Genomic DNA, 21,821 nt, shown 5'->3' with positions numbered 1-21,821 from the left:
GCCCGAATGCCGGAGCGGGCGGGCCCGTTCGCTGCCCGCCCGCTCCTCTCGTGCGCCGTACGGCCCTCGTTTCCCGTACGACGTACGCCCTACGCCGCCGTCGCGCGGCGGACTTCCGGCGCCGTCAGTACGGCCAGATCGGCGGGTCGCTCACGAAGTGGCCGCCCAGGTGGGCGTGGGCCACGTTCGCGGGGTCCAGCTCGCCCTGCTCGGCGATCAGCTTGGCGGCGTACGGCTCCGAGTCGTCCTGCGGCTCGTAGCCGAGCGCGCGGGCGGTGGAGAGGTCCCACCACAGGCGGGTGTTGGCGGAGGAGCCGTAGACGACGGTGTGGCCGACGTGCTCGGCGGTCAGGGCCGCGTGGAGGAGGCGGGCGCCGTCGGCCGGGCTCATCCAGAGCGAGAGCATGCGGACGCTGGTGGGCTCGGGGAAGCAGGAGCCGATGCGGACGGAGACCGTCTCCAGGCCGTGCTTGTCCCAGTAGAGCTGGGCCAGGTCCTCGCCGAAGGACTTGGACAGGCCGTAGAAGGTGTCGGGGCGGTGCGGGGTGTCGATCGGGATCAGCGGATCGCGGCCCCGCGGGCGGGGCGCGAAGCCCACCGCGTGGTTGGAGGAGGCGAAGACCACACGCGGCACGCCCTCCTCGCGGGCGGCCTCGTACAGGTTGTACGTCCCCTCGATGTTTGCCCTGAGGATCTTCTCGAAGGAGGCTTCCAGGGAGATGCCCGCGAGGTGGATGATCGCGTCGACGCCGCGTACGGCCTCGCGCAGGGCCTTCTTGTCGGCGAGGTCGGCGGTGATCGCGTCCGGTTCGCCCTCGACGGGGAGCAGGTCCAGGAGGCGCAGCTCGTAGCCGTGGGCCGGGAGCAGCTCCCGCATCAGGGTGCCGAGGCCACCGGCGGCACCGGTGAGCAGAACGGTGCGGGGAGCGGGCATCCGGGGATCTCCTTGCATCGCCGACTGTGCAGCATCGCCAACTGTGCACATGAGCATCCTGTGCACATGTGCGTCCGACATTCACATTCGTGGACACGCTAAGGAGTGCGGGTCTGGTGAGTCAAGGGGGACGCGATGGTGACACGAAGGCGGGAAATCGCTGGTGCGGCGCGGGTTGCCCGGCTTGACCGGCCCCAAGGAGGCGCCTTAGCGTGCTTCTGTTCAGAAATGTAAACACCGATCAGTGACATGGACTGGGAGAGCCCGTGACGTCAGCCCCTCTCGCCGCCCGGCTCGAAGTCCCCAGCGGACCGCTGTTCTTCCCCGTCACGGCGTACGGCCCGGACGGCACGGTCGACCTCGACGCCTACCGCGCGCACGTCCGCCGGGGCGTCGAAGCCGGTGCCGCCGCCGTCTTCGCCTGCTGCGGTACCGGCGAGTTCCACGCGCTCACGCCCGAGGAGTTCCAGGACTGCGTACGGGCGGCCGTGACCGAGACGGCCGGGCGGGTCCCCGTCGTGGCCGGCGCGGGCTACGGCACCGCCCTCGCCGTGCGCTACGCGCGCCTCGCCGAGGAAGCCGGCGCCGACGGCCTCCTCGCGATGCCCCCGTACCTCGTCGTGGCCGCCCAGGAAGGCCTGCTGCGGCACTACCGCGAACTGGCCGCGGCGACCTCCCTCCCCGTCGTCGTCTACCAGCGCGACAACGCGGTGTTCACGCCCGCCACCGTCGTGGAGCTGGCCCGCACGGAGGGGATCGTCGGGCTCAAGGACGGGGTGGGCGACCTGGATCTGATGCAGCGGATCGTCAGCACGGTGCGCGGCGAGGCGCCGGGCGGTTTCCTGTACTTCAACGGGCTGCCCACCGCCGAGCTGACCCAGCCCGCCTACCGGGCCGTCGGGGTCCCCCTCTACTCGTCGGCCGTCTTCTGCTTCGCACCGGAGATCGCCCTGGCGTTCCACCGGGCGCTCGAAGCCGCCGATCATGCAATCGTGGAGCGGCTGCTGGACGGCTTCTACCGCCCCTTCGTCGAACTCCGCGCCCAAGGACGCGGCTACGCGGTGTCACTGGTCAAGGCCGGGGTACGGCTACAGGGGCTGGACGTGGGAGAGGTACGGCCGCCGCTGCACGAGCCGGCGGAGGACCACGTCAAGCGGCTGGGCCGGCTGATCGAGCGCGGATACGCGCTGTTGGAAGAGTGCGAGGAGCGGCGCGCCACGGGCGCCGAGTCCGAAGGAAGCCAGGAGGACAAGTGAAGGCGTCGACGTTCGTCTACCCCTGGGACGTCAACGGGGATCCGGCCGCCGCGGAACGCATCGCGGACCTGGGCGTACGGCAGGCCACACTCGCCTCCGCGTACCACTCCACCCGCGCGCTCACCCCCCGCCACCCCGGCCACCGCATCGTCACCGCCGAGCACGCGGCCGTGCTGTACCCGCCGGGGGAGCGCTGGGAGGGCCGTACGCTGCGGCCGTACACGGCGGGCGAATGGGCACCCGGCGACGCGTTCGGCGAGGCCGCGACCGCACTCGCGCACGCCGGCCTCGACGTGCACACCTGGGTCGTCCTCGCGCACAACTCCCGCCTCGGCGCCGAGCATCCGTCGACCTCCCTGGTCAACGCGTACGGGGACCGCTATCCGTGGGCGCCGTGTGTCGCGCAGGAGGCGACCCGCGAGTACCTCGTCGATCTGGCGGTGGAAGCGGCGGTCCGGCCGGGAGCCCGGGGCACCGAACTGGAGTCGCTCGGCTGGTACGGCCTCTCCCACCTCCACGCCCACGACAAGACGGGCGGGGTCGGGCTCGGGGACGCCGGGCAGTACCTGATGTCGCTGTGCTTCTGCGGGACCTGTCGCGACGGGTACGGCGGGGTCGGGCTGGATCCCGATGCCCTGGCGGCGGCCGTGCGGAACGCCCTGGAGCCGTTGTGGCGGGGGGACGGCGGCGACGAGGGCTGGGCGGCTGTCGAGAAGTTCCTCGGCGGCGAACTGGCGGCGGGAACGCGGGTGTGGCGCGACGGCGTCGCGCGCTCGCTCCAGGAGACGGCCGTCGCGGCGGTGCGCGCTGCCGCGCCCCCCGGGTTCCAGATCCTGCTGCACGCGGACCCCGTGACGTATCACTGCGGGGCGAACCCCGGTGTCGATCCCTCCCACATCCTGGGCGTCGCCGACGGCGTCGTCGTCCCGTGCGCGGGTGGGCCGGGCCTGCTGCCCGCGTTCGCGGAGGCCGGGGTGGAGGGGGCCGTGCTGGCCGCCAACTTCGGTGTCGTCTCGGGGATGGGTGGGAGTCCGTTGACGTTGGTCGAGGATGCGGGGCGGGCGGTGGAGTTGGGGGCGACGGAGCTTCGGCTTTATCACGCGGGGTTGGCCTCGGATCAGGATCTGGTGGCGGTACGGGAGGCGCTGACGGCGCTCGGCTGACCCGGGCTTTCCTTCGCCCCCGCCGCCCCTACCCGCCCCATCCCCAGGGGCGCAGCTCCTGGGACTCGCTTCAGTCCATCGCTACCCCGCGATGGTCGACCCAGGATCGAGCCGCCGAGACCATGTCGTGAAGCCATGGCTGATCGGGCTTGCGCCCGAGGGCCACGCGGTACAGGCGGAGCTGGGCGGCGGCGAACGCGTCGATCGCCTGCGGTTCCGCGTCCCGCCATGCTGTGCAGCGGGACGCCCACGACTCCGCCGACTCCGGGCTGTGCCCCGCGGACACCAGCTGAAGAGCAAGGATGGCCGGATCGATGAACGCCGCCCCCCGAGTCGGCCAGGCCCAGTCCACGGCCCACATGCCGACCGGGCCGACAAGCAGGTTGCTCGGGTTGATGTCCGTATGAAGGAGGGCATCACCCCGGAGCAGCTCGGCCTCCGAGTCGTCACGGACGAACGGGTCCCACCGGGTCTCGGGCCAGTCCTCGGCCACGGGCGGGAGTTGCAACTTCCCGATGCAATCGATGAGTTCGACGACGGAAGACAGATCCGCGGAGTCAGGCCCGAAGTCGGACGACCGCCCTTCAACCGCTTCGAAGCCGAGCACGATCCAGGACTCGTCTTCGGCGTGCCATCGCAACGCCGGGGAGATGGGCCACACGAACGGATTGATCTGCCTCTCGCGGGTCAGGGAGTCGCGACGACCGCCGGGCCGGTTGCGAATCGCCTTGATGAAGAACGGCCCCTTCTCGCATTCCACGATGGCGGTGACATCCGAGCTGAAGCCGCGTGCCGTGCGCTGGAAGTCGGCCACCGGACCCGTGTGGGTGCGGATCACCGCCTGAACCTCTGATGCGGTGAAGTCGGTGCTCATGTGTCCTTCAGTTCCTCGGAGTGCACTCGCTGCCCGGCGTACCGGGAGTGCACTCGTCATCGGTGTCGGGCGTGCAGCCGTCGAAGCCGGGTGTGCGCGCGTTTCGGATGGAGGTCTGGGCGGACGCCATCGCGGCGCCGCCGAGGATATCGGCCAGCGGCGCTGCCTGAACGTTGCCGACCGGCCACGCCGTCGAGAAGACGCACGGCGAGACATCACCGTCCGGCCCGATGGCCGCCCGGTCGGTACCGCACCGGCCGCACAGGCCGCCCATGTCCGGGGCCTGCCCATGAGCGCCACGGCCGAAGGGGCGTACGCGATCCCTGCGGACGTTGGTCACGCCGAGGGCGTGAAGCTCTTGCTCCGCCTCGGCTGCGCGCTGCGCGTCGTCGCCGACGATCAGCCCTACCCGAAGCGGGATGCCGAGTTGTACGGCCTTCTCGATGTTCTCCCGCGTTCGGGCGTGACTCGGGCGCCTGGTCATCGAGTTGTGCTCCGCCGAGTGGTCGGAGTAGTACGACGTCGCGAGCGTGACCCCGTCACGCTGCAACAGGCCCCACCACTCTTTCGTGATGTGTACCAAGTTGCTGTAGACCTCGACCTTCAGACCGAGTGCCAGCGCGTGGTCGACGAGACCGGGCGCGTCCGGGTGCGTGGTCACTTCACCGCCCGTGAGCTGGACGCGGGGCACGCCGGCCCTCATGGCCTGATCGAGAACGGTCCTCCAGTCGTCGCGGGACATGGTGCCGTGCGTGCCTTCCGGCCCGGACGCGTTGTAGCAGTGCCCGCAACTCAGCCGGCACCGGCGGGTCAGGTCGAGCCACAGAAGTCGGGCGGCGGCCGGGGCCACCTCTATGGTCGGAGCTTCCACGGTTGCGGTCACTGTCGTACCTCTCTGCGTGAGTTCAGCAATGGACGGGTTCCAAGGCCCCGCCGGCGCAGCTCGGACAGGCGACCTTGCAGGTGTGGTTGCAGATGGAGCAGCCTGCGAAGCCCCAGCAATCGGGGCACCAGATCAGCCTCTCGTCGACGCATGTACCGCAGCGCTGCGGAAGGTTCGCCAAGAGGTCGAGCACGGTCGGTCTCGGCGGCGGGTCGGACGCCGAGGTCACTTCGCGGCCTCATGCGGGTGCAGCCGGATGGTGCGGGCCGCCTCGAAGCGGGCTGTGGAGTTGCCGGCCTTCTTCGCTTGGGCAAGGCGCGTAGCCGCACCGGCGCATGTTCCACAGCCCTCGACCGCTTGCGCCGCGTACAGCCAATCGTCGAGCGGTAGCTCAACCGGCGGCTCCGGATATCTCTGGGTCATCGGCCGAGCTGCTTTCGAAGCCCACTGTCGACACGGCTGATCAAGTCACGCGTCGGGGCCGTGAACTTTCTTGGCCACCAGGCGGGGGAGTGCTGGTGGAAGCCGCGCCATTGGTCCAACGGGACCTGCACAGAACAGGGGCCTTTGTAGCTCGACACCTGCTCTCGCAGTTTGGATCGCATCGTTTGCCCTCTCGCTTACGTTGTCGCACTACGCAACCAAGCGACAGCGCACAGCGGTACCGTTGGGGGAGCGTGCGAAGTGGAAAGCGTGGAAAGTCCGCCGACTTACGGGGAGTCGATCCATGACTGAGCGCCGGCCGAACGAGGGTCTGAGCGGGCTTCTCACCGAAGCCCGGTGGTCGCAGGTCGAGCTTGCCGCTGCGGTCAACCGGACTGGGGCGGAAGCCGATGTCGCCGTGAACTGCGACAAGAGCAACGTGAACAAGTGGCTCGGTGGGACGAAGCCACGGAAGGCCGTGCGTCCATTCGTCCTCGAAGCACTGGCGCGACGACTTGGGCGGCCTGTCACCTACGAGGAAGCGGGTTGGCCGCTCTCGGCGGCCGAATCCGCTGTCTTCGCAGCCGCTGGGCCCGCTGACATCGTGGAAGGGCTTGTCACGACCGGAAGGGAAGACATGGACCCATCTCGGCGCAAGTTCCTCGCGACGACCCTCTACTCCGCGACTCTGCCGATCCCCGCGTACGCGGACCTGACTGGGCGGGCCGAAGCACACGCGACTGGACGCACCACACGCATCGGGGCCGGTGAAGTCGCCACCGTGCGCACCATGACGGAACGAATCGCCGACTTCCTTGACGAACTCGGCGGGGGGCACGCTCGGCCGATGGCCGCCGCCTTCCTGGTCAACACGGTTGCGCCCTACCTTCGGGCGGACGCGTCCGAGGCCGTGAAGAAGGACATGATGGCCGCCGCCTCCGATCTCGTCTATCTCACGGGATGGATGGCGATGTACGAGAAAGCTCACGGACTCGGCCAGCGCTATTACACGCAGGCCCTCGAACTCGCCGGAGCTGCTGAAGACCATGTGACCTACTGCCGCACGCTTCGAGGCATGTCACTTCAAGCCGCCAATCTGAAGCACGCGCGCAAGAGCCTCGAACTCGCGGACTCCGCCGCGGAAGCGGCCCCGAAGGCAGGCCCCCGGCTCCAAGCCTTTCTGACGGGGCAGCAAGCGCACGGCGCCGCCCTGGTGGGCGATCGACGGCAAGCCTTCCAGCGGCTGCGGGAGACCGAGACCGCGCTCTCGAAGGCGGACAACCGGCGTGACGCGATCGGCGGCTATGACCAGGCCGCCTACTTTTTCCATGTGTCGAGCGTCCTCTACGCCTTCGGTGACCTGCCTGGATCGATCAAGGCCATGCACGACTCGAACCGTGTACGGCCCCCGGCGGAGAAGCAGGGCAGCGCACACGCCAACGGGCTGCTCGCGCAGCGCCAGTTGGAGATGGGACACCTCGAAGCGGCGTGCGCGACGTGGGGGAAGTTCCTCGACGACTACGAGACGCTGTCGTCGTCTCGGGCCGACGAACACTTCGACGTCATGCGGCGACGCATCCGCCGCCACTTGTCCAACCCCCAGGCGCGAAATCTCAACGAACGGGCACGCGAACTCGCCCGGCAGAAAGCGGTGGCCTGACGGGGCTGTGCGCGGGACAGCTCGGGGAGTAGCGCGCGGCGGCGGGGGCGGTCCGCGAGGGCGCCCAGGAGGGGGCCGGCCAGGAGTGGGGCCCACAGGGCGAACGTGCACAGCGCGGCCAGGGCGTCCGAGCCGGTGAGGTCCTTGACCCAGATGCCCGCGACCAGTCCCATCGCCGACGAACCCAGGCCCGAGACCACCACCGCGGCCAGATACAGCCCCGCGTCGCGGTCGGTGAGGACCCGCCTCGTCGACCAGGTCTTGGAAGTCATCGCTGTCATGGCTGGTCATCGAAGTCATCGCTGTCATGGCTGGTCATCGTGGTGTTGAGGCCCTGCCGCGCGGATCGGGCGGATGCCCTAGGAATCGTCGCCGGGAGGGGTGGGCGCGCGGCGAGCGATGAGTTCTTGGCGCGCCAAGGGTCAACCTCGTCGAGAGGCGACCCTCCGGCACGTCTCTGAGGAACAGAGGAGTAGAGGAGCAGTACATGACCGACGACGACACCACGACCTTCGACCTGGGCCCCCAGACCCGCGTCATCGCCCGGCTCGCGCTGGGCGTGAGTGATGCGCAGCTCTCCGAGCCGACCCCCTGCCCGGAGTACACCGTGCGCAACCTGCTCGGCCATCTGCTCGGCCTCGCCACCGCCTTCCGTGACGCGGGCCGCAAGGACCTGGGCCCCACGACGGACACCGACCCGACCGGGGCCGTGCCGGACATCGGGCCCGGCTGGCGGGAGGACCTGCCCGAGGTGCTCGACCAGCTCGCCGGGGCCTGGCGGGACCCGGCCGCCTGGACCGGTGACACCCGCGCGGGCGGGGTGTCGCTGCCGGGTGCCGTCGCCGGCGCGGTGGCCGTCGACGAGCTCGTCGTGCACGGCTGGGACCTCGCCCGGGCCACGGGCCAGGCGTACACCCCCGACCCGGCGGCCCTGACCGCGACGCATGCCTTCCTCGCCGCCGCGGTCGAGGACCCCACTCGCGGCGCCATCTTCGGCCCCGTCGTCCCCGTACCGGACGACGGGCCCCTCCTGGACCGCGCGATCGGATTGAGCGGACGTGATCCGAACTGGAAGCCATAGGTACACCCGCCCCGAAGCCATAGGCACATCCGCACGAAAGAACGTTCAACGGGGCACGCGCCCCCGCGCGCGTCCGTACGCTCCCCCACATGCCGCCCCTGAGCCTCACCATCCTCGGCACCGCCTGTCCGCATCCCCGCCCCGGCCGGCCCGCCCCCGGCTATCTGGTGCGCGGCGGGGGTGCGGAGATATGGGTGGACGCGGGGTTCGGTACGTTCGCCGAGTTGCAGCGGCACACGGATCCCGCCCGGCTCACGGCGATCTGGATCTCCCATCTGCACGCGGACCTCCCCCAGTCTCGGCTTCGCTCGACCGGGCGGTGCCCCCATCGCGGATCTGGCGGCCGCGCTGTACGGGTTCGCGTACGGCGGCCTCACCCTGCCCGCGCCGCTGCCCGTCTACGCGCCCGGTGACTGCGCGGGGCGCCTCGCGGGCTTCCTCGGGCGGTCGGACACGGCGTTCCTGAGCGGGGTGTTCGACTTCCGTCCCCTGTACGACGGCCATACGGTCCGGCACTGGAACCTGACCCTCACCACCCGCGCCGTCGTCCACGACGTGGAGGCGTACGGGCTGCGCGCCGAATGTCGGGGGCGGGTCTTCGCCTACTCCGGGGACGGTGGACCGTGCGAGGCGCTCACCGGGCTCGCCGGCAGCGCCGACCTGTTCCTGTGCGAGGCCGACGTCGACACACATCGCGAAGGCGAACCCCGGGTGCATCTCACACCGGAGGGGGCCGGCGCGTACGCCAAGGGCGCGAGCCGGCTCCTGATCACCCATGTCGGGCCCGCGCTGACGTCGGAGGGTGCCACCGGGCGGGCCGCCGTCGTCTTCGGCGGGCCCACCGAGAGCGCGCGTGAGGGCGACACCAAGATCGTGTGACGGCAACCACAGGTTCTTTTGTCAGAAGCATTGACGAAACACGGGGCCCCTCCCTACCTTCAACCCGTCGTACTTCGTACGTCATATATGAGACGCGATATGTGAGATCCGAGATCTGATGAGATCCGAGAGGTGCGCATGACCTCTGTGCCCACGCCGATCCCGTCCCGCACGCAGTTCGTGCAGGAGGGGATCAAGCACCGCATCCTGACCGGGCAGTTGACGCCCGGTCAGGCCCTGGTCGAGACCGAGCTGGCCGCGCAGTTCGGGGTGTCCAAGACGCCCGTGCGCGAGGCCCTGAAGACGCTGGCCGGGACCGGGCTCGTCGTGATGAACCAGTACAAGGGCGTCACGGTGCGCATGGTGGACGCGGACATGGCGCGCGAGGTCTACGACGTACGACTGCTCCTGGAGCCGGAGGCGCTGCGGCGCTCGGTGCGGCGCGGTGCCTCGTGGGACACCGCGAGCGACGCGCTGACCAGGGCCGACGCGGCCACGGATACCGCCGAACGCTCGCTGGCCAACCGGGAGTTCCACCGCGCGCTCTATGTGCCCTGCGGCAATCCGCTGCTCGGCCGGATGCTCGACGAGGTGCGCGACCAGGCGGCGCTCGTCTCGGCCGTCGCCTGGGCCGCCGACCCCTCCTGGGAGCGGGAGGCCGCCGAGCACCGGGAGATCCTGCGGCTCGCCCTCGGCGGCGACGCCGACGGCGCGGCCGACGCCCTGCACGCGCACATCGCCTCGTTCGTCGAACGGGCCTTCCCCGAGGCCGACGAAGCCCGTGAGGCCGACGCGGTCAGGTAAGCCCCAGAGTCCAGGCCCGACGGGCCGACGGCGACCGCGAGGTCTCCGCCGCCCGACAGGCCTCGCAGCCTCGAAGAGGAAGGTCATCAATGAGCAGCGTGACGTTCGAGACCCAACGGACGGCTCTGGCCGACGTGGTGGCCATTCCGGTGACTCCGTTCGCCGAGGACGGCACCGTCGACCAGGGCGCCCACCGGGTCCTGCTGCGTCGGCTGCTCGACGGAGGGATCACCACCCTCACCCCGAACGGCAACACCGGCGAGTTCTACGCCCTGGCCCCCGAAGAGCGGCGGCTGGTCACCGAGTCGACCATGGACGAGGTCGGCGACCGGGCCGTCGTCCTCGTCGGTGTCGGGCACGACCTACCGACCGCCGTCGCCTCCGCCCGGCACGCCCGCGACGTCGGGGCCCAGATGGTGATGGTCCATCAGCCCGTGCACCCGTACGTGTCGCAGGGCGGCTGGGTCGACTACCACAGGGCGATCGCCGAGTCCGTCCCCGAGCTGGGCGTCGTGCCCTACATCCGCAACGCGCAGCTCACCGGCGCCCGCCTCGCCGAACTCGCCGACGCCTGCCCGAACGTGGTCGGGGTCAAATACGCCGTCCCCGACGCCGCGCGCTTCGCCGCCTTCGCCCGTGACGCCGGGCTGGAGAGGTTCGTGTGGGTGGCGGGGCTCGCCGAGCCGTACGCGCCCTCCTACTTCTCGGCCGGCGCCACCGGCTTCACCTCGGGGCTGGTGAACGTCGCCCCGGCCGTTTCGCTGAACATGATCGAAGCGCTTCGATCGGGCGACTTCCGGGCCGCCATGAAGGTCTGGGAGCAGATCCGCCGCTTCGAGGAACTGCGCGCCGCCAACGGCTCCGCCAACAACGTGACCGTCGTCAAGGAGGCCCTCGCCTCCCTCGGCCTCTGCCGCCGCGACGTCCGGGCCCCCAGCAAACACCTGCCCGAGGACGAACGCGCCGAGGTCGCCGCCATAGCCGCCGGGTGGTCCATATGACGAACACCGAGAACGAGACGAACCCCGAGCACCGGAACACGGACAACAGCCGGGGCGAACGGCCGCGCAAGCGTCCCGAAGACCTCAGAAGCCACCAGTGGTACGGCACCGACGGCCTCCGCTCCTTCAGCCACCGCGCCCGCACCCGCCAGCTCGGCTACCTCCCCGAGGAGCATCTGGGCAAGCCGGTCATCGCGATCCTCAACACCTGGTCGGACATCAACCCCTGTCATGTGCACCTCCGGGATCGCGCACAGGCGGTCAAGCGGGGCGTCTGGCAGGCGGGCGGCTTCCCGCTCGAATTCCCGGTCTCGACCCTCTCCGAGACCTTCCAGAAGCCGACCCCGATGCTCTACCGCAACATGCTCGCGATGGAGACCGAGGAACTGCTGCGCTCGTACCCGGTCGACGGGGCCGTCCTGATGGGCGGCTGCGACAAGTCCACGCCGGCCCTGCTCATGGGGGCGGCGAGTGCCGACCTCCCCGCCGTCTTCGTGCCGGCCGGGCCGATGCTGCCGGGCCACTGGCGCAACGAGATCCTCGGCTCCGGCACCGACATGTGGAAGTACTGGGACGACAAGCGCGCCGGGCTGATCGGCGACTGCGAGATGACCGAACTGGAGAGCGGCCTGGCCCGCTCGCCCGGCCACTGCATGACCATGGGCACGGCGTCCACGCTCACCGCCGCCGCCGAGGCCCTCGGGGTCACCGTCCCGGGCGCGTCCAGCATCCCCGCCGTGGATTCCGGGCACGACCGCATGGCGGCGGCCGCAGGCCTGCGGATCGTCGAACTGGTCCACAAGGACCGGAAGCTGAGCGACATCCTGACCGCCGAGGCCTTCGAGGACGCCGTCACCACCGTCCTCGGCCTGGGTGGCTCGACCAACGCGGTCATCCACCTCATCGCCATGGCGGGCCGGGCGGGCGTCAAGCTCACCCTCGACGACTTCGACCGCATCGCCCGTACGGTCCCGGTGCTGGCCAACGTCCGGCCCGGCGGACAGACGTACCTGATGGAGGACTTCCACTTCGCGGGCGGCCTCCCCGGGTTCCTGTCCCGGATCACCGACCTGCTCCACCTGGACCGGCCGACCGTCTCCTACGACACGATGCGCGAGCAGCTCGACGGCGCGCTCGTCCACAACGACGACGTGATCCGGACCAGGGAGAACCCGGTGGCGGCGGAGGGCGGGGTCGCCGTCCTGCGCGGCAACCTCTGCCCGGACGGCGCGGTCATCAAGCACATCTCGGCCGAGCCGCACCTGCTCAAGCACACCGGTCCCGCGGTCGTCTTCGACGACTACCGGACCATGCAGCGGACGATCAACGACCCGTCCCTCGGTATCACCGCCGACACTGTCCTGGTGCTGCGCAACGCCGGCCCCAAGGGCGGCCCGGGCATGCCCGAGTACGGGATGCTGCCCATCCCCGACCACCTGCTGAAGCAGGGCGTACGGGACATGGTGCGGATCTCCGACGCCCGGATGAGCGGCACGAGCTACGGCGCCTGCGTCCTGCACGTGGCGCCGGAGTCGTACGTCGGCGGACCGCTCGCCCTGGTGCGCACGGGTGACTCGATCACCCTGGACGTCGAGGCACGCATGCTCCAACTCAATGTGGACGACGAGGAGTTGGCGAGCCGCCGGGCGCAGTGGACACCGCCGCCCACGCGGTACGAGCGCGGCTACGGCGCGCTCTACAACGAGCAGATCACCCAGGCGGACACCGGCTGCGACTTCGAGTTCCTGGCCAGACCGGGCAAGGTACCGGACCCGTACGCGGGTTGAACGATGTGACACCGGGTGTCGACAAAGGGGCGCGGGGAACCGCGCGACCGGCCCCCACGCACCCGCACCCGCCACCGCACCGCAAGAGGCACCCCGGACCGCGCAACCCAGCACACACCCACGCACATCGAGAAAGCGCTTCCTGCGCGACGCACGACAACGCTCGACGACGTACCCAGAAACGGAGCCCCAGTCATGGCCCAAGCCGCAGCCGTGGCGAAACCGCCCGCGCCACCCCGGCGGAGCCGTGCGCGGCGCCGTGTCTCCGCGACACCGCGCAGGCTGCCCTACCTGCTGATCGCCCCGGCCGCCCTGCTCATGCTGGGCTTCATCGCCTACCCGGTCATCAGCGTCTTCTACTACAGCCTGCAGCACTACAACCCCACCAAGCCCTGGCGGAACGGATTCGCCGGCTTCGACAACTTCGTCCACGCCTTCACCGAGGACCCGCTGTTCTGGGACACCCTGGTCTTCAGCGCCAAGTGGGTCCTCGTCGAGGTCTCGCTCCAGCTGCTGTTCGGGCTCGCCCTCGCGCTGATCGTCAACCAGACCTTCGTGGGGCGGGCGGTCGGCCGGGCGATGGTCTTCTCGCCGTGGGCCGTCTCCGGTGTGCTGACCTCCGCGATCTGGGTGCTCCTCTACAACTCCCAGACGGGCATCACCCGTTACCTCGCGGACATGGGCATCGGTGAGTACGGCACCAGCTGGCTCTCCGACACCTCCACCGTCTTCTCGGCGGCGGTCGTCGCCGACCTGTGGCGCGGTGTCCCCTTCTTCGCGATCCTCATCCTGGCCGACCTCCAGTCCGTCTCGAAGGACCTGTACGAGGCCGCCGAGGTGGACGGCGCCAGCCGCGTCCGGCAGTTCCTGCACATCACGCTGCCGCATCTGAAGGACGCGATCATCCTCTCCACACTGCTGCGCGCGGTGTGGGAGTTCAACAACGTCGACCTGCTCTACACGCTGACCGGCGGCGGACCGGCCGGAGAGACGACCACTCTCCCGCTCTACATCGCCAACACCTCGGTCGACGCCCACAACTTCGGCTACGCGTCCGCCCTGACCACGGTCGCGTTCGTGATCCTTCTCTTCTGCTCGATGGTCTATCTGCGGCTGAGCAAGTTCGGAGGCGAGTCCAAGTGATCACCAAGGACGCCGAGAAGGCGGCTCCGGTGCGGCTCGCGCCCGCCGTCGAGGAGCCTGCGCAGCGACCGCGCAAGTTCCGTCGCGCCTGGGACGAGATCCCGCGCTGGCAGATCTATCTGCCCCTGTCGATCTACCTCGTCTTCACCCTCGTCCCCTTCTACTGGATCCTGCTCTTCGCGCTGCGCAAGCCCGGCTCGACCTCGCTCGTACCGTGGCCGATCACGTTCGAGCACTTCGAGAAGGTGTGGAACGAGCGGAGCTTCGGCACCTACTTCCAGAACAGCGTCCTGGTCGGCGTCGCCACCCTGGTGATGACCACGCTCGTCGCCCTGGCCGGCGGCTACGCCCTCGCCCGCTTCGACTTCAAGATCAAGAACGCGTTCATGCTGGCGCTGCTCTGCTCCCAGTTCGTACCGGGCGCGCTGCTCCTCGTCCCGCTGTTCCAGATCTTCGCCGAACTCCAGATGATCAACTCGCTCGGCAGCGTCATCCTCGCCGAGACGGTCTTCCAGCTGCCACTGTCGATCATCCTGATCTCCAACTTCATCAAGAACGTGCCGTATTCGCTGGAGGAAGCGGCCTGGGTGGACGGCTGCAACCGGTTCACCGCGTTCCGGGTGGTCGTGCTGCCGCTGCTGCGGCCCGGTCTGATCGCCGTCGGCTCCTTCGCCTTCGTGCACTCCTGGAACCACTTCCTGTTCGCCCTGATGTTCCTCAGCAACCAGGACAAGCAGACCATCCCGGTCGGCCTGAACACCCTGCTCAGCGCTGACAGCGTCGACCTGGGCGCGCTCGCGGCCGGCGGCATCATCGCCGCCGTACCGGTGGTCATCGTCTTCGCCTTCATCCAGAAGTGGCTGATCACAGGCTTCAGTGCGGGGGCGGTGAAGGGATGAGAAGGATCCAACTGGGCGTCACCGTCGGGCTGTTGGGGCTCCTGCTCGCCACGCCGGCCGGCGCCGAGACGCGCGGCATCAGCGGGGACCTCGGCCGGGACATCAGCCGCGACACCCTCGCGGCGGACGACGGCTGGGCGGCGGCCGACGGTGGTACCACGGGGGGTTCCACCGCCGACGCCGCCCATGTCCTCACCGTACGGACCCGCGGCGAGCTGGTCCGCGCGCTCGACGGGGGCAGCGCCACCCCGAAGATCATCCGGATCGCGGGGACCGTCGACGCCAACACCACCGACGACGGCGACCGGCTCGACTGCGACGACTACGCGACCGGCGGCTACGACCTTCGGAAGTACCTCGCCGCGTACGACCCGCGCACCTGGGGTTCCGCCAAGCCCAGCGGCCCCCAGGAGGAGGCCCGCCAGGCGTCGGCGGCCAAGCAGGCCGAGCGGATCGAGCTGGCCGTCGGCTCCAACACCACGATCGTCGGGCTCGGCTCCTCGGCGGTCCTCAAGGGCGCCAGCCTCCAGCTCAAGGGCGCGGACAATGTGATCGTCCGCAACCTCGAACTCCGCGACGCCTACGACTGCTTCCCCGTCTGGCAGCCCAACACCGGCGGCCTCGGCGACTGGAAGACGGCGTACGACAACATCTGGCTGCGCGGCGCGAGCCATGTCTGGATCGACCACGTCACCCTCTCCGACAAGGGCCACCCCGACGAGGACGAGCCGACCTACTTCGGCCGCAACTACCTCCGGCACGACGGCCTGCTCGACATCACCAACGCCTCCGACCTGGTCACCGTCTCCTGGAGCCGCTTCGCCGACCACGACAAGGCGATCCTCATCGGCAACGGCGACACGGCCACGGGCGACCGGGGCAGGCTCCGGGTGACCCTGCACCACAACGAGTTCACCGGTGTCGTGCAGCGCGCGCCCCGCGTCCGCTTCGGGCAGGTGCACCTCTACAACAACCGGTACGTCGTCCCGGCCGGCGCCCACGACTACCGCTACTCCCTGGGCGTCTCCACCGAGTCCGCCGTGTACGCCGAGAACAACGCGTTCACCACGCCCGGCCACATCGAGGTCGCCGACCTGGTGAAGAGCTGGAACGGCACCGCCCTGCACCAGACGGGCACGCTCTTCAACGGCTATCCGGTGGATCTCCTGGCCATCTACAACGCCTACAACTCCGGCAGCGAGCGTGATCTCACGGCCGACGTGGGCTGGACGCCTACCCTGCACCAAAAGATCGACAGCGCCGGGAAGGCCGACCGAGAGGTGGCACGCGGCGCGGGCGCAGGGAGGACCCCATGAACCCCATCAGTACGACGAACCCGAAGGCCACCACCGCCTACGAGAGCCCGCTCCCGCTCGTCCTCGCGGGCGCCCGGGGCCACGGCCGCTGGCACCTGGAGAACATCCGCCGCCTGGCGGACAAGGGCATCGTCCGGCTGGCCGGCATCTGCGAGCTGACCCCGCTGGGCGCGGACGAGATCCCGGGCGGCCTCGGCACGCCCGAGCAGTCCGCCGACTTCGGGGCGCTCCTCGACTCGACGGGCGCCGCGATCGCGGTGATCTGCACCCCGATCCCGACCCACACCGACCTGGCCCTGACGGCGGCCGAGCGGGGCGTCCACGTCCTGCTGGAGAAGCCGCCGGCCCCGTCGTACGACGAGTTCCGCCGGATGGCGGACGGGGTGGCGGCCGCCGGGACGGTCTGTCAGATCGGCTTCCAGTCGCTGGGCTCGCACGCCGTGCCCGCGATCCGGAAGATGGTCGCGGACGGCATGATCGGCGAGGTCGTCGGCATCGGCGGCGCCGGGGCCTGGGCCCGCGCCGAGGCCTACTACCGGCGGGCGCCCTGGGCCGGCAAGCGCCGCCTGGGCGGCGTGGACGTGATCGACGGGGTGCTCACCAACCCCCTCGCGCACGCCGTCGCCACCGGGCTCGCGCTGGGTGGCGCCGGCCGCGCCGAGGACGTCACCGCCATCGAGACCGAGCTGCTGCGGGCCAACGACATCGAGTCCGACGACACCTCCTGCGTGCGGGTCACCACCGCCGACGGCGGCCCGATCACCGTCGCCGTCACCCTGTGCGCCGAGAGCCCGGGCGAGCCGTACAACGTCGTCCACGGCACCAGCGGCCGGATCACCTTCTGGTACAAGCAGGACCGCGTACTCGTCCAGCGGGCCGGACACGGCCCGCAGGAGATCGAGTACGGCCGCACGGACCTGCTGGAGAACCTCGTCGACCACCTCGTCGACGGCGCCGGCCTGCTGGTCCCGCCGGAGGTGACCGGCGCGTTCATGAAGGTCGTCGAGGCGATCCGTACCGCCCCCGACCCGGTCGCGCTCCCGGCCGACGCCTGGCACCTGCAGCCCGAGGAGGACCGCCGGGTCGTCGACGGCATCGACGCCCTGGTCACGGCCGCCGCCGACCGCCTCGCCCTCTACTCCGAGCTGGGCGCCCCCTGGGCGCTCCCCGAAGCTCCAGCGAAAGAGGTGAGCACGTGACGATGACCAACGACTCCCTGGTCCTGCGGGTGGCGGGCCGTCCGGTCGGCCGGTACATCACCCGGCCCGAACTTCCCAACCGGCTCTCCCCGCGCCCCTATCTGCATCCCGTCACCACCCTGTCCGGTACGGCGGTCACCGAGCTGAGCCCCGCCGACCACCTCCACCACCTCGGCGTCGGTGTCGCCGTTCCCGACGTCGAGGGGCACAACTTCTGGGGCGGACGCACCTATGTCCGCGACCGGGGCCCGACCGAGCTCGACAACCACGGCTCCCAGCGCCACACCGCCTACCAGCTGCGCGACCCCGACGGCTTCGTCGAGGAGCTGCGCTGGGTGGCGGCGGGCACCGAGCTGCTGCGCGAGCGCCGTACGGTCGCGGCCACCGAACTCACCGACACCGCCTGGGCGTTGGACTTCACCTTCTCCCTCACCAACATCACCGGCGAAACGGTGTCGATCGGCAGCCCCGCCACCAACGGCCGCCCCGGCGCCGCGTACGGCGGCTTCTTCTGGCGGGCCCGGAAGGAGGCCGAGGCGCCCCGCGTCTTCACCGCCGACGCCGAGGGCGAGGCCGGGGTGCACGGCATCCGCGCCGACTGGCTCGCCCTGGCCGGCACCGACTGGACCCTCGTCTTCGCCGGAGCCACCGACACCACCCGCCGCGACCCGTGGTTCGTGCGCGCCGACGAGTACCCGGGCGTCGGCTCCTCCCTCGCCCACACCGAACGCGTCCCGGTCGAGCCGGGGGAGACCGCCGTACGCCGGGTCGTCACCGTCGTCGCCGACGGCACCCTCGACCGGGGCGAGGCGGCCGCCCTCGTCCGCAAGGCGGTGAGCCCGTGAGCGCGATACCCGGCGGATCCGCCGCCGCTGCCCCCGCTCCCACGGCCGCCTTCTCCGCCGACCAGGGCGACGGCACCTACCGCAACCCCGTCCTCGACGCCGACTGGTCCGACCCCGATGTCCTGCGCGTGGGCGACGACTTCTATCTGACGGCCTCCAGCTTCGGCCGGGTCCCGGGCCTTCCCCTGCTCCACTCCCGGGACCTGGTCAACTGGTCGCTCGTCGGCCATGCCCTCCAACTCCTCGAACCCGCAGCTGCGTTCAGGGTCCCGCGCCACGACTGCGGTGTGTGGGCGCCCTCGCTCCGCCACTTCGACGACCGGTTCTGGATCTTCTGGGGCGACCCCGACCACGGCATCTACCAGGTCAACGCCGCCGAAGTCAGGGGCCCTTGGACCCGCCCGCACCTGGTCAAGGAGGGCAAGGGGCTCATCGACCCCTGTCCGCTGTGGGACGAGGAGAGCGGGGAGGCGTATCTCGTGCACGCCTGGGCCAAGTCCCGCTCCGGGATCAAGAACCGGCTCACCGGGCACCGGATGCGGCCCGACGGCACCGGGTTACTCGACGAGGGCAAGGTCATCATCGACGCGGACCGGCTCCCCGGCTGGTTCACCCTGGAGGGCCCCAAGCTCTACCACCACGACGGCTGGTTCTGGATCTTCGCGCCCGCCGGGGGAGTGGAGACCGGCTGGCAGGGCGTCTTCCGCTCCCGTGAGTTCTTCGGGCCGTACGAGGAGCGAATCGCCCTCGAACAGAAGGACACCGAGGTCAACGGGCCGCATCAGGGCGGCTGGGTGCGCACGGCGGCCGGCGAGGACTGGTTCGTCCACTTCCAGCAGCGGGGCGCGTACGGCCGGGTCGTCCATCTCCAGCCGATGCGCTGGGGCCCGGACAGCTGGCCCGTCCTCGGCGACGAGGGCGCCCCCGTGGCCGTACACCGCAAGCCGGCGCTGCCGCCGCAGCCGCCCGCCGCGCCCGCCACCGACGACGACTTCCCCGGTGGCCGCTTCGGACGCCAGTGGCAGTGGACCGCGAACCCGGAGGACGGCTGGGCCACCCAGCACTCCGGGGACGGGCTGCGGCTGACCTGCGTCCGCTCCGCGCACGCGCACGACCTGCGCGCACTGGCGAACGTGCTCACCCAGCGGCTGCCGGGCATCCCGGCCGTCGTCGAGGTGGAGCTGCGGCTCGACAGCGAGGAACCGGGGGCGCGGGCGGGGCTCGCGGTGCTCGGGGACGCGTTTCGCTGGATCGGGCTCCAGCGGGGGGCCGACGGGACCGTGCACCTGGTCCACCGGTTCGCCGAGACCGTCGCCGAGCGTGAGCGGGACGCCGACCATCCGCGACCGGCGCCCGACGGGCGGGCCCGGCTGCGGATCGAGACGCGGGCCGGGGCGCGCTGCCGCTTCTCCTACGACGTGGGCCAGGGGTGGCAGTCCTCGGGCCAGATCTTCGCCGCCACCCCCTGGCGCTGGGTCGGCGCCCTGCTCGGCCTCTTCGCGGTCGCGCCCACCGGCGGGGGACACGCCGGGGCGGCCACGTTCACGCAGTTCCGGATCACCGCCACGAGAGCCACGACCACCTGACCTCCAGTCTTCGTACGCCTGTTGGGAGCCGCAATGACGCACCTCCGTAGCAAGCGCTTGCCGGGTAAAGGGAGAGCCCTTGCCGCTGTCACGGCCCTGCTGGCCTCCTTCATCGTCGGGGCGTTGACCCCGGCGGAGGCCGCAGAAGCCACAGCGGCCGCAGAGGCCACCGAGTCCCTGGCGACAGCCCCGGGACCTCGATGGAGCGACAAGCCCCACGGCTTCGCCTCCCTCGCCGGTGGCACCACCGGCGGGGCCGGCGGCAAGGTGGTGACCGCCACCGACCAGGCCTCGCTCGCCAGATACGCGGGCGCCGAGGAGCCGTACGTCATCCGGGTCGCCGGAGCGATCGACGTGGCGCCCTTCGGCTCGGACATCGTCGTGACCTCGAACAAGACGCTGATCGGCGTCGGCGACACCGGCGAGATCGTCCACGGGGAACTGCATCTCAACCCCGGCACCAGCAATGTCATCATCCGTAATCTGACCATCCGGGACAGCTACGTCGAGGGCGACTGGGACGGCAAGACGACCGACTTCGACGCGATCCAGATGGACACCGTCGACCACGTCTGGATCGACCACAACCGCTTCGAGCACATGGGCGACGGGCTGCTCGACATCCGCAAGGACAGCCGGTACATCACCGTCTCCGCCAACCAGTTCAAGAACCACAACAAGGCCCTCGGCATCGGCTGGACCACGAACGTCCAGACCGAGATCACCATCGACCACAACTGGTTCACCGGCACGAAGCAGCGCAACCCCTCCGCCGACAACTGCGCCTACGCGCACCTCTACAACAACTACCTGTCGGCGCAGGTGGCCGACGGCGACCCCGTGTGGACGTACGGGAACTGGTCGCGCGGCAAGACCAGGATGGTCATCGAGAACAGTTACTACGACGGTGTCCAGCATCCCTACCAGGCCGACGCCACCGCCGAGTTGGTGCAGCGCGGGTCGATCCTGAAGAACGTCGGCGGACGGCAGGACGCCTGGGGCACGGCCTTCGAGCCGAAGGACTTCTACGACTACCGGCTCGACCCGGCCGCCGCCGTACCCGCGCTGGTCACCCGCTTCTCCGGGCCGCAGCAGCGCATCGGCACGAACACCGTGCTGAACGTCCCCGGTGACTACCCGACCGTGCAGGCAGCCGTCGACGCCATGCCCGACGGCAACGACGGCACCGTCACCGTCCGGATCGCGCCCGGCACCTACCGCGCGAAGGTCCTCATCCCCGCGACCAAGCCGAACCTGGTGCTGCAGGGGACTGGACAGGACCGCTCGGACACCGTCATCGTCTTCGACACGCCCGCCGCGTACGGCGGCTCCAACGGCAGCGCCACCGTGCGGATCCTCGCCGGTGACGTGACCGCCCGCAACCTCACCTTCAGCAACGACTTCGACGAGGCCGCGCACGAGCTGAACGGCGAGCAGGCGCTGGCGGTGAAGACGACCGGCGACCGGATCGTCTTCGAGAACACGGCCTTCCTGGGCAACCAGGACACCCTGATGACCGACAGCCCCAAGCTCGACGTCATCAGCCGGGTCTACATCCGCGACTCCTACATCGAGGGCGATGTCGACTTCATCTACGGCCGTGCGACCACGGTCGTCGAGCGGTCCGTCATCAAGGCGCTCAGCCGGGGTTCGGACTCGAACAACGGCTACATCACGGCCGCCTCGACCTGGAAGGACAACCCGTACGGCTTCCTGATCACCAGGTCGAAGGTGATCAGCGACGCACCCGCCGGGACCTTCCACCTCGGCCGGCCCTGGCACCCGGGCGGCGAGCCGAACGCCGTCGCCCAGGTGCTGTTCCGGGACACCGAGCTGCCGGCCGCGGTGAAGTCGTCGCCGTGGACGGACATGAGCGGGTTCTCGTGGAAGGACGCGCGGTTCACGGAGTACCGGACCTACGGACCGGGGGCCGCAGTCACCGCCGACCGGCCGCAGCTGGCGGCGGCGGACGCGGACAGGTACACGGTCGCGGACTACCTCGCGGGGACGGACGGCTGGGCGCCGCAGCGCGTACGCGTCGGCAGCTGAACCCGTCGAGTCCGCCCCGTGACGGACCAGACCCCCCAC

At 70.3% G+C, this 21,821-nt stretch carries 18 protein-coding genes and 2 pseudogenes; 15 read left to right on the top strand and 5 right to left on the bottom strand.

Annotated features, from left to right (window positions below; genetic code table 11):
- Nucleotides 1-124 precede the first annotated feature (124 nt).
- Nucleotides 125-934 carry an NAD-dependent epimerase/dehydratase family protein gene (locus tag I8N67_RS05290; protein WP_200301393.1) on the bottom strand — a complete coding sequence of 270 codons (810 nt, stop codon included), beginning with the start codon at nt 932-934 and terminating at the stop codon, nt 125-127.
- Between the two features lie 266 nt (nt 935-1,200).
- On the opposite strand from I8N67_RS05290, the gene I8N67_RS05285 reads away from it, so the two are divergent.
- Together I8N67_RS05285 and I8N67_RS05280 are read left to right on the top strand one after the other, a co-directional pair.
- Nucleotides 1,201-2,190 (top strand): 5-dehydro-4-deoxyglucarate dehydratase, encoded by a 990-nt coding sequence (locus I8N67_RS05285; protein ID WP_200301392.1) that lies wholly within the window; start codon nt 1,201-1,203, stop codon nt 2,188-2,190.
- Complete coding sequence (locus tag I8N67_RS05280; RefSeq protein ID WP_200301391.1) at nt 2,187-3,353, top strand: hypothetical protein; 1,167 nt, start codon at nt 2,187-2,189, stop codon at nt 3,351-3,353. The genes I8N67_RS05285 and I8N67_RS05280 overlap by 4 nt, the downstream gene beginning before the upstream one ends.
- A gap of 70 nt (nt 3,354-3,423) precedes the next feature.
- Here I8N67_RS05280 and I8N67_RS05275 read toward each other — a convergent pair whose 3' ends face one another.
- From I8N67_RS05275 to I8N67_RS05265, 3 genes are all read right to left on the bottom strand, one after another.
- Entirely contained in the window at nt 3,424-4,227 is an 804-nt protein-coding gene (locus I8N67_RS05275) for a protein kinase (RefSeq protein ID WP_234045086.1), read from the bottom strand.
- 7 nt (nt 4,228-4,234) lie between these two features.
- Entirely contained in the window at nt 4,235-5,098 is an 864-nt protein-coding gene (locus I8N67_RS05270; RefSeq protein ID WP_307835155.1) for a radical SAM/SPASM domain-containing protein, read from the bottom strand.
- 237 nt (nt 5,099-5,335) lie between these two features.
- Nucleotides 5,336-5,533 carry a hypothetical protein gene (locus I8N67_RS05265; RefSeq protein ID WP_200301390.1) on the bottom strand — a complete coding sequence of 66 codons (198 nt, stop codon included), beginning with the start codon at nt 5,531-5,533 and terminating at the stop codon, nt 5,336-5,338.
- Between the two features lie 304 nt (nt 5,534-5,837).
- Between I8N67_RS05265 and I8N67_RS05260 the strand changes: the two genes are divergently transcribed.
- Complete coding sequence (locus I8N67_RS05260; RefSeq protein ID WP_200301389.1) at nt 5,838-7,193, top strand: NsdA family TPR-like regulatory protein; 1,356 nt, start codon at nt 5,838-5,840, stop codon at nt 7,191-7,193.
- 26 nt (nt 7,194-7,219) lie between these two features.
- Here I8N67_RS05260 and I8N67_RS42295 read toward each other — a convergent pair.
- Nucleotides 7,220-7,465 (bottom strand): annotated as a pseudogene (locus I8N67_RS42295) (MFS transporter); the annotation flags it as partial.
- Nucleotides 7,466-7,680: 215 nt separating this feature from the next.
- Between I8N67_RS42295 and I8N67_RS05255 the strand changes: the two are divergent.
- From I8N67_RS05255 to I8N67_RS05200, 12 genes and pseudogenes are all read left to right on the top strand, one after another.
- Nucleotides 7,681-8,274: a TIGR03086 family metal-binding protein gene (locus tag I8N67_RS05255; protein WP_200301388.1), complete on the top strand. Its 594-nt coding sequence runs from the start codon at nt 7,681-7,683 to the stop codon at nt 8,272-8,274.
- A gap of 89 nt (nt 8,275-8,363) precedes the next feature.
- Nucleotides 8,364-9,153: pseudogene (locus I8N67_RS05250) on the top strand (MBL fold metallo-hydrolase).
- A gap of 138 nt (nt 9,154-9,291) precedes the next feature.
- Nucleotides 9,292-9,957, top strand: a complete 666-nt coding sequence (locus tag I8N67_RS05245; RefSeq protein WP_200301387.1) for a GntR family transcriptional regulator — start codon at nt 9,292-9,294, stop codon at nt 9,955-9,957.
- An 89-nt stretch (nt 9,958-10,046) separates the two neighbouring features.
- Nucleotides 10,047-10,958, top strand: a complete 912-nt coding sequence (locus tag I8N67_RS05240; protein WP_200301386.1) for a dihydrodipicolinate synthase family protein — start codon at nt 10,047-10,049, stop codon at nt 10,956-10,958.
- Nucleotides 10,955-12,745, top strand: coding sequence for an L-arabinonate dehydratase (gene araD / locus I8N67_RS05235; protein ID WP_200301385.1), 1,791 nt, complete (start codon nt 10,955-10,957; stop codon nt 12,743-12,745). Before I8N67_RS05240 ends, araD begins: the two co-directional genes overlap by 4 nt.
- Before the next feature lie 195 nt (nt 12,746-12,940).
- A complete protein-coding gene (locus I8N67_RS05230; RefSeq protein ID WP_200301384.1) occupies nt 12,941-13,888 on the top strand; it encodes a carbohydrate ABC transporter permease in 948 nt (315 codons plus the stop codon).
- The gene (locus I8N67_RS05225) at nt 13,885-14,787 is read left to right on the top strand and encodes a carbohydrate ABC transporter permease (RefSeq protein WP_200301383.1); all 903 of its coding nucleotides are present in this window, start codon (nt 13,885-13,887) and stop codon (nt 14,785-14,787) included. Before I8N67_RS05230 ends, I8N67_RS05225 begins: the two co-directional genes overlap by 4 nt.
- Entirely contained in the window at nt 14,784-16,103 is a 1,320-nt protein-coding gene (locus I8N67_RS05220) for a pectate lyase family protein (RefSeq protein WP_200301382.1), read from the top strand. The genes I8N67_RS05225 and I8N67_RS05220 overlap by 4 nt, the downstream gene beginning before the upstream one ends.
- Nucleotides 16,100-17,302, top strand: a complete 1,203-nt coding sequence (locus tag I8N67_RS05215) for a Gfo/Idh/MocA family protein (protein ID WP_200301381.1) — start codon at nt 16,100-16,102, stop codon at nt 17,300-17,302. Before I8N67_RS05220 ends, I8N67_RS05215 begins: the two co-directional genes overlap by 4 nt.
- Before the next feature lie 2 nt (nt 17,303-17,304).
- Nucleotides 17,305-18,147, top strand: a complete 843-nt coding sequence (locus tag I8N67_RS05210; protein WP_200301442.1) for a DUF6807 domain-containing protein — start codon at nt 17,305-17,307, stop codon at nt 18,145-18,147.
- A 5-nt stretch (nt 18,148-18,152) separates the two neighbouring features.
- Nucleotides 18,153-19,733, top strand: coding sequence for a glycoside hydrolase family 43 protein (locus tag I8N67_RS05205; RefSeq protein WP_200301441.1), 1,581 nt, complete (start codon nt 18,153-18,155; stop codon nt 19,731-19,733).
- Between the two features lie 33 nt (nt 19,734-19,766).
- The gene (locus I8N67_RS05200) at nt 19,767-21,782 is read left to right on the top strand and encodes a pectinesterase family protein (RefSeq protein ID WP_200301380.1); all 2,016 of its coding nucleotides are present in this window, start codon (nt 19,767-19,769) and stop codon (nt 21,780-21,782) included.
- The last annotated feature ends 39 nt before the right edge of the window (nt 21,783-21,821 follow it).

Origin of the sequence: Streptomyces adelaidensis, assembly GCF_016598475.1 — a bacterium.
GTDB classification, from domain to species: Bacteria; Actinomycetota; Actinomycetes; order Streptomycetales; family Streptomycetaceae; genus Streptomyces; species Streptomyces adelaidensis.
This window is presented reverse-complemented; position numbering and strand designations above follow the sequence as displayed.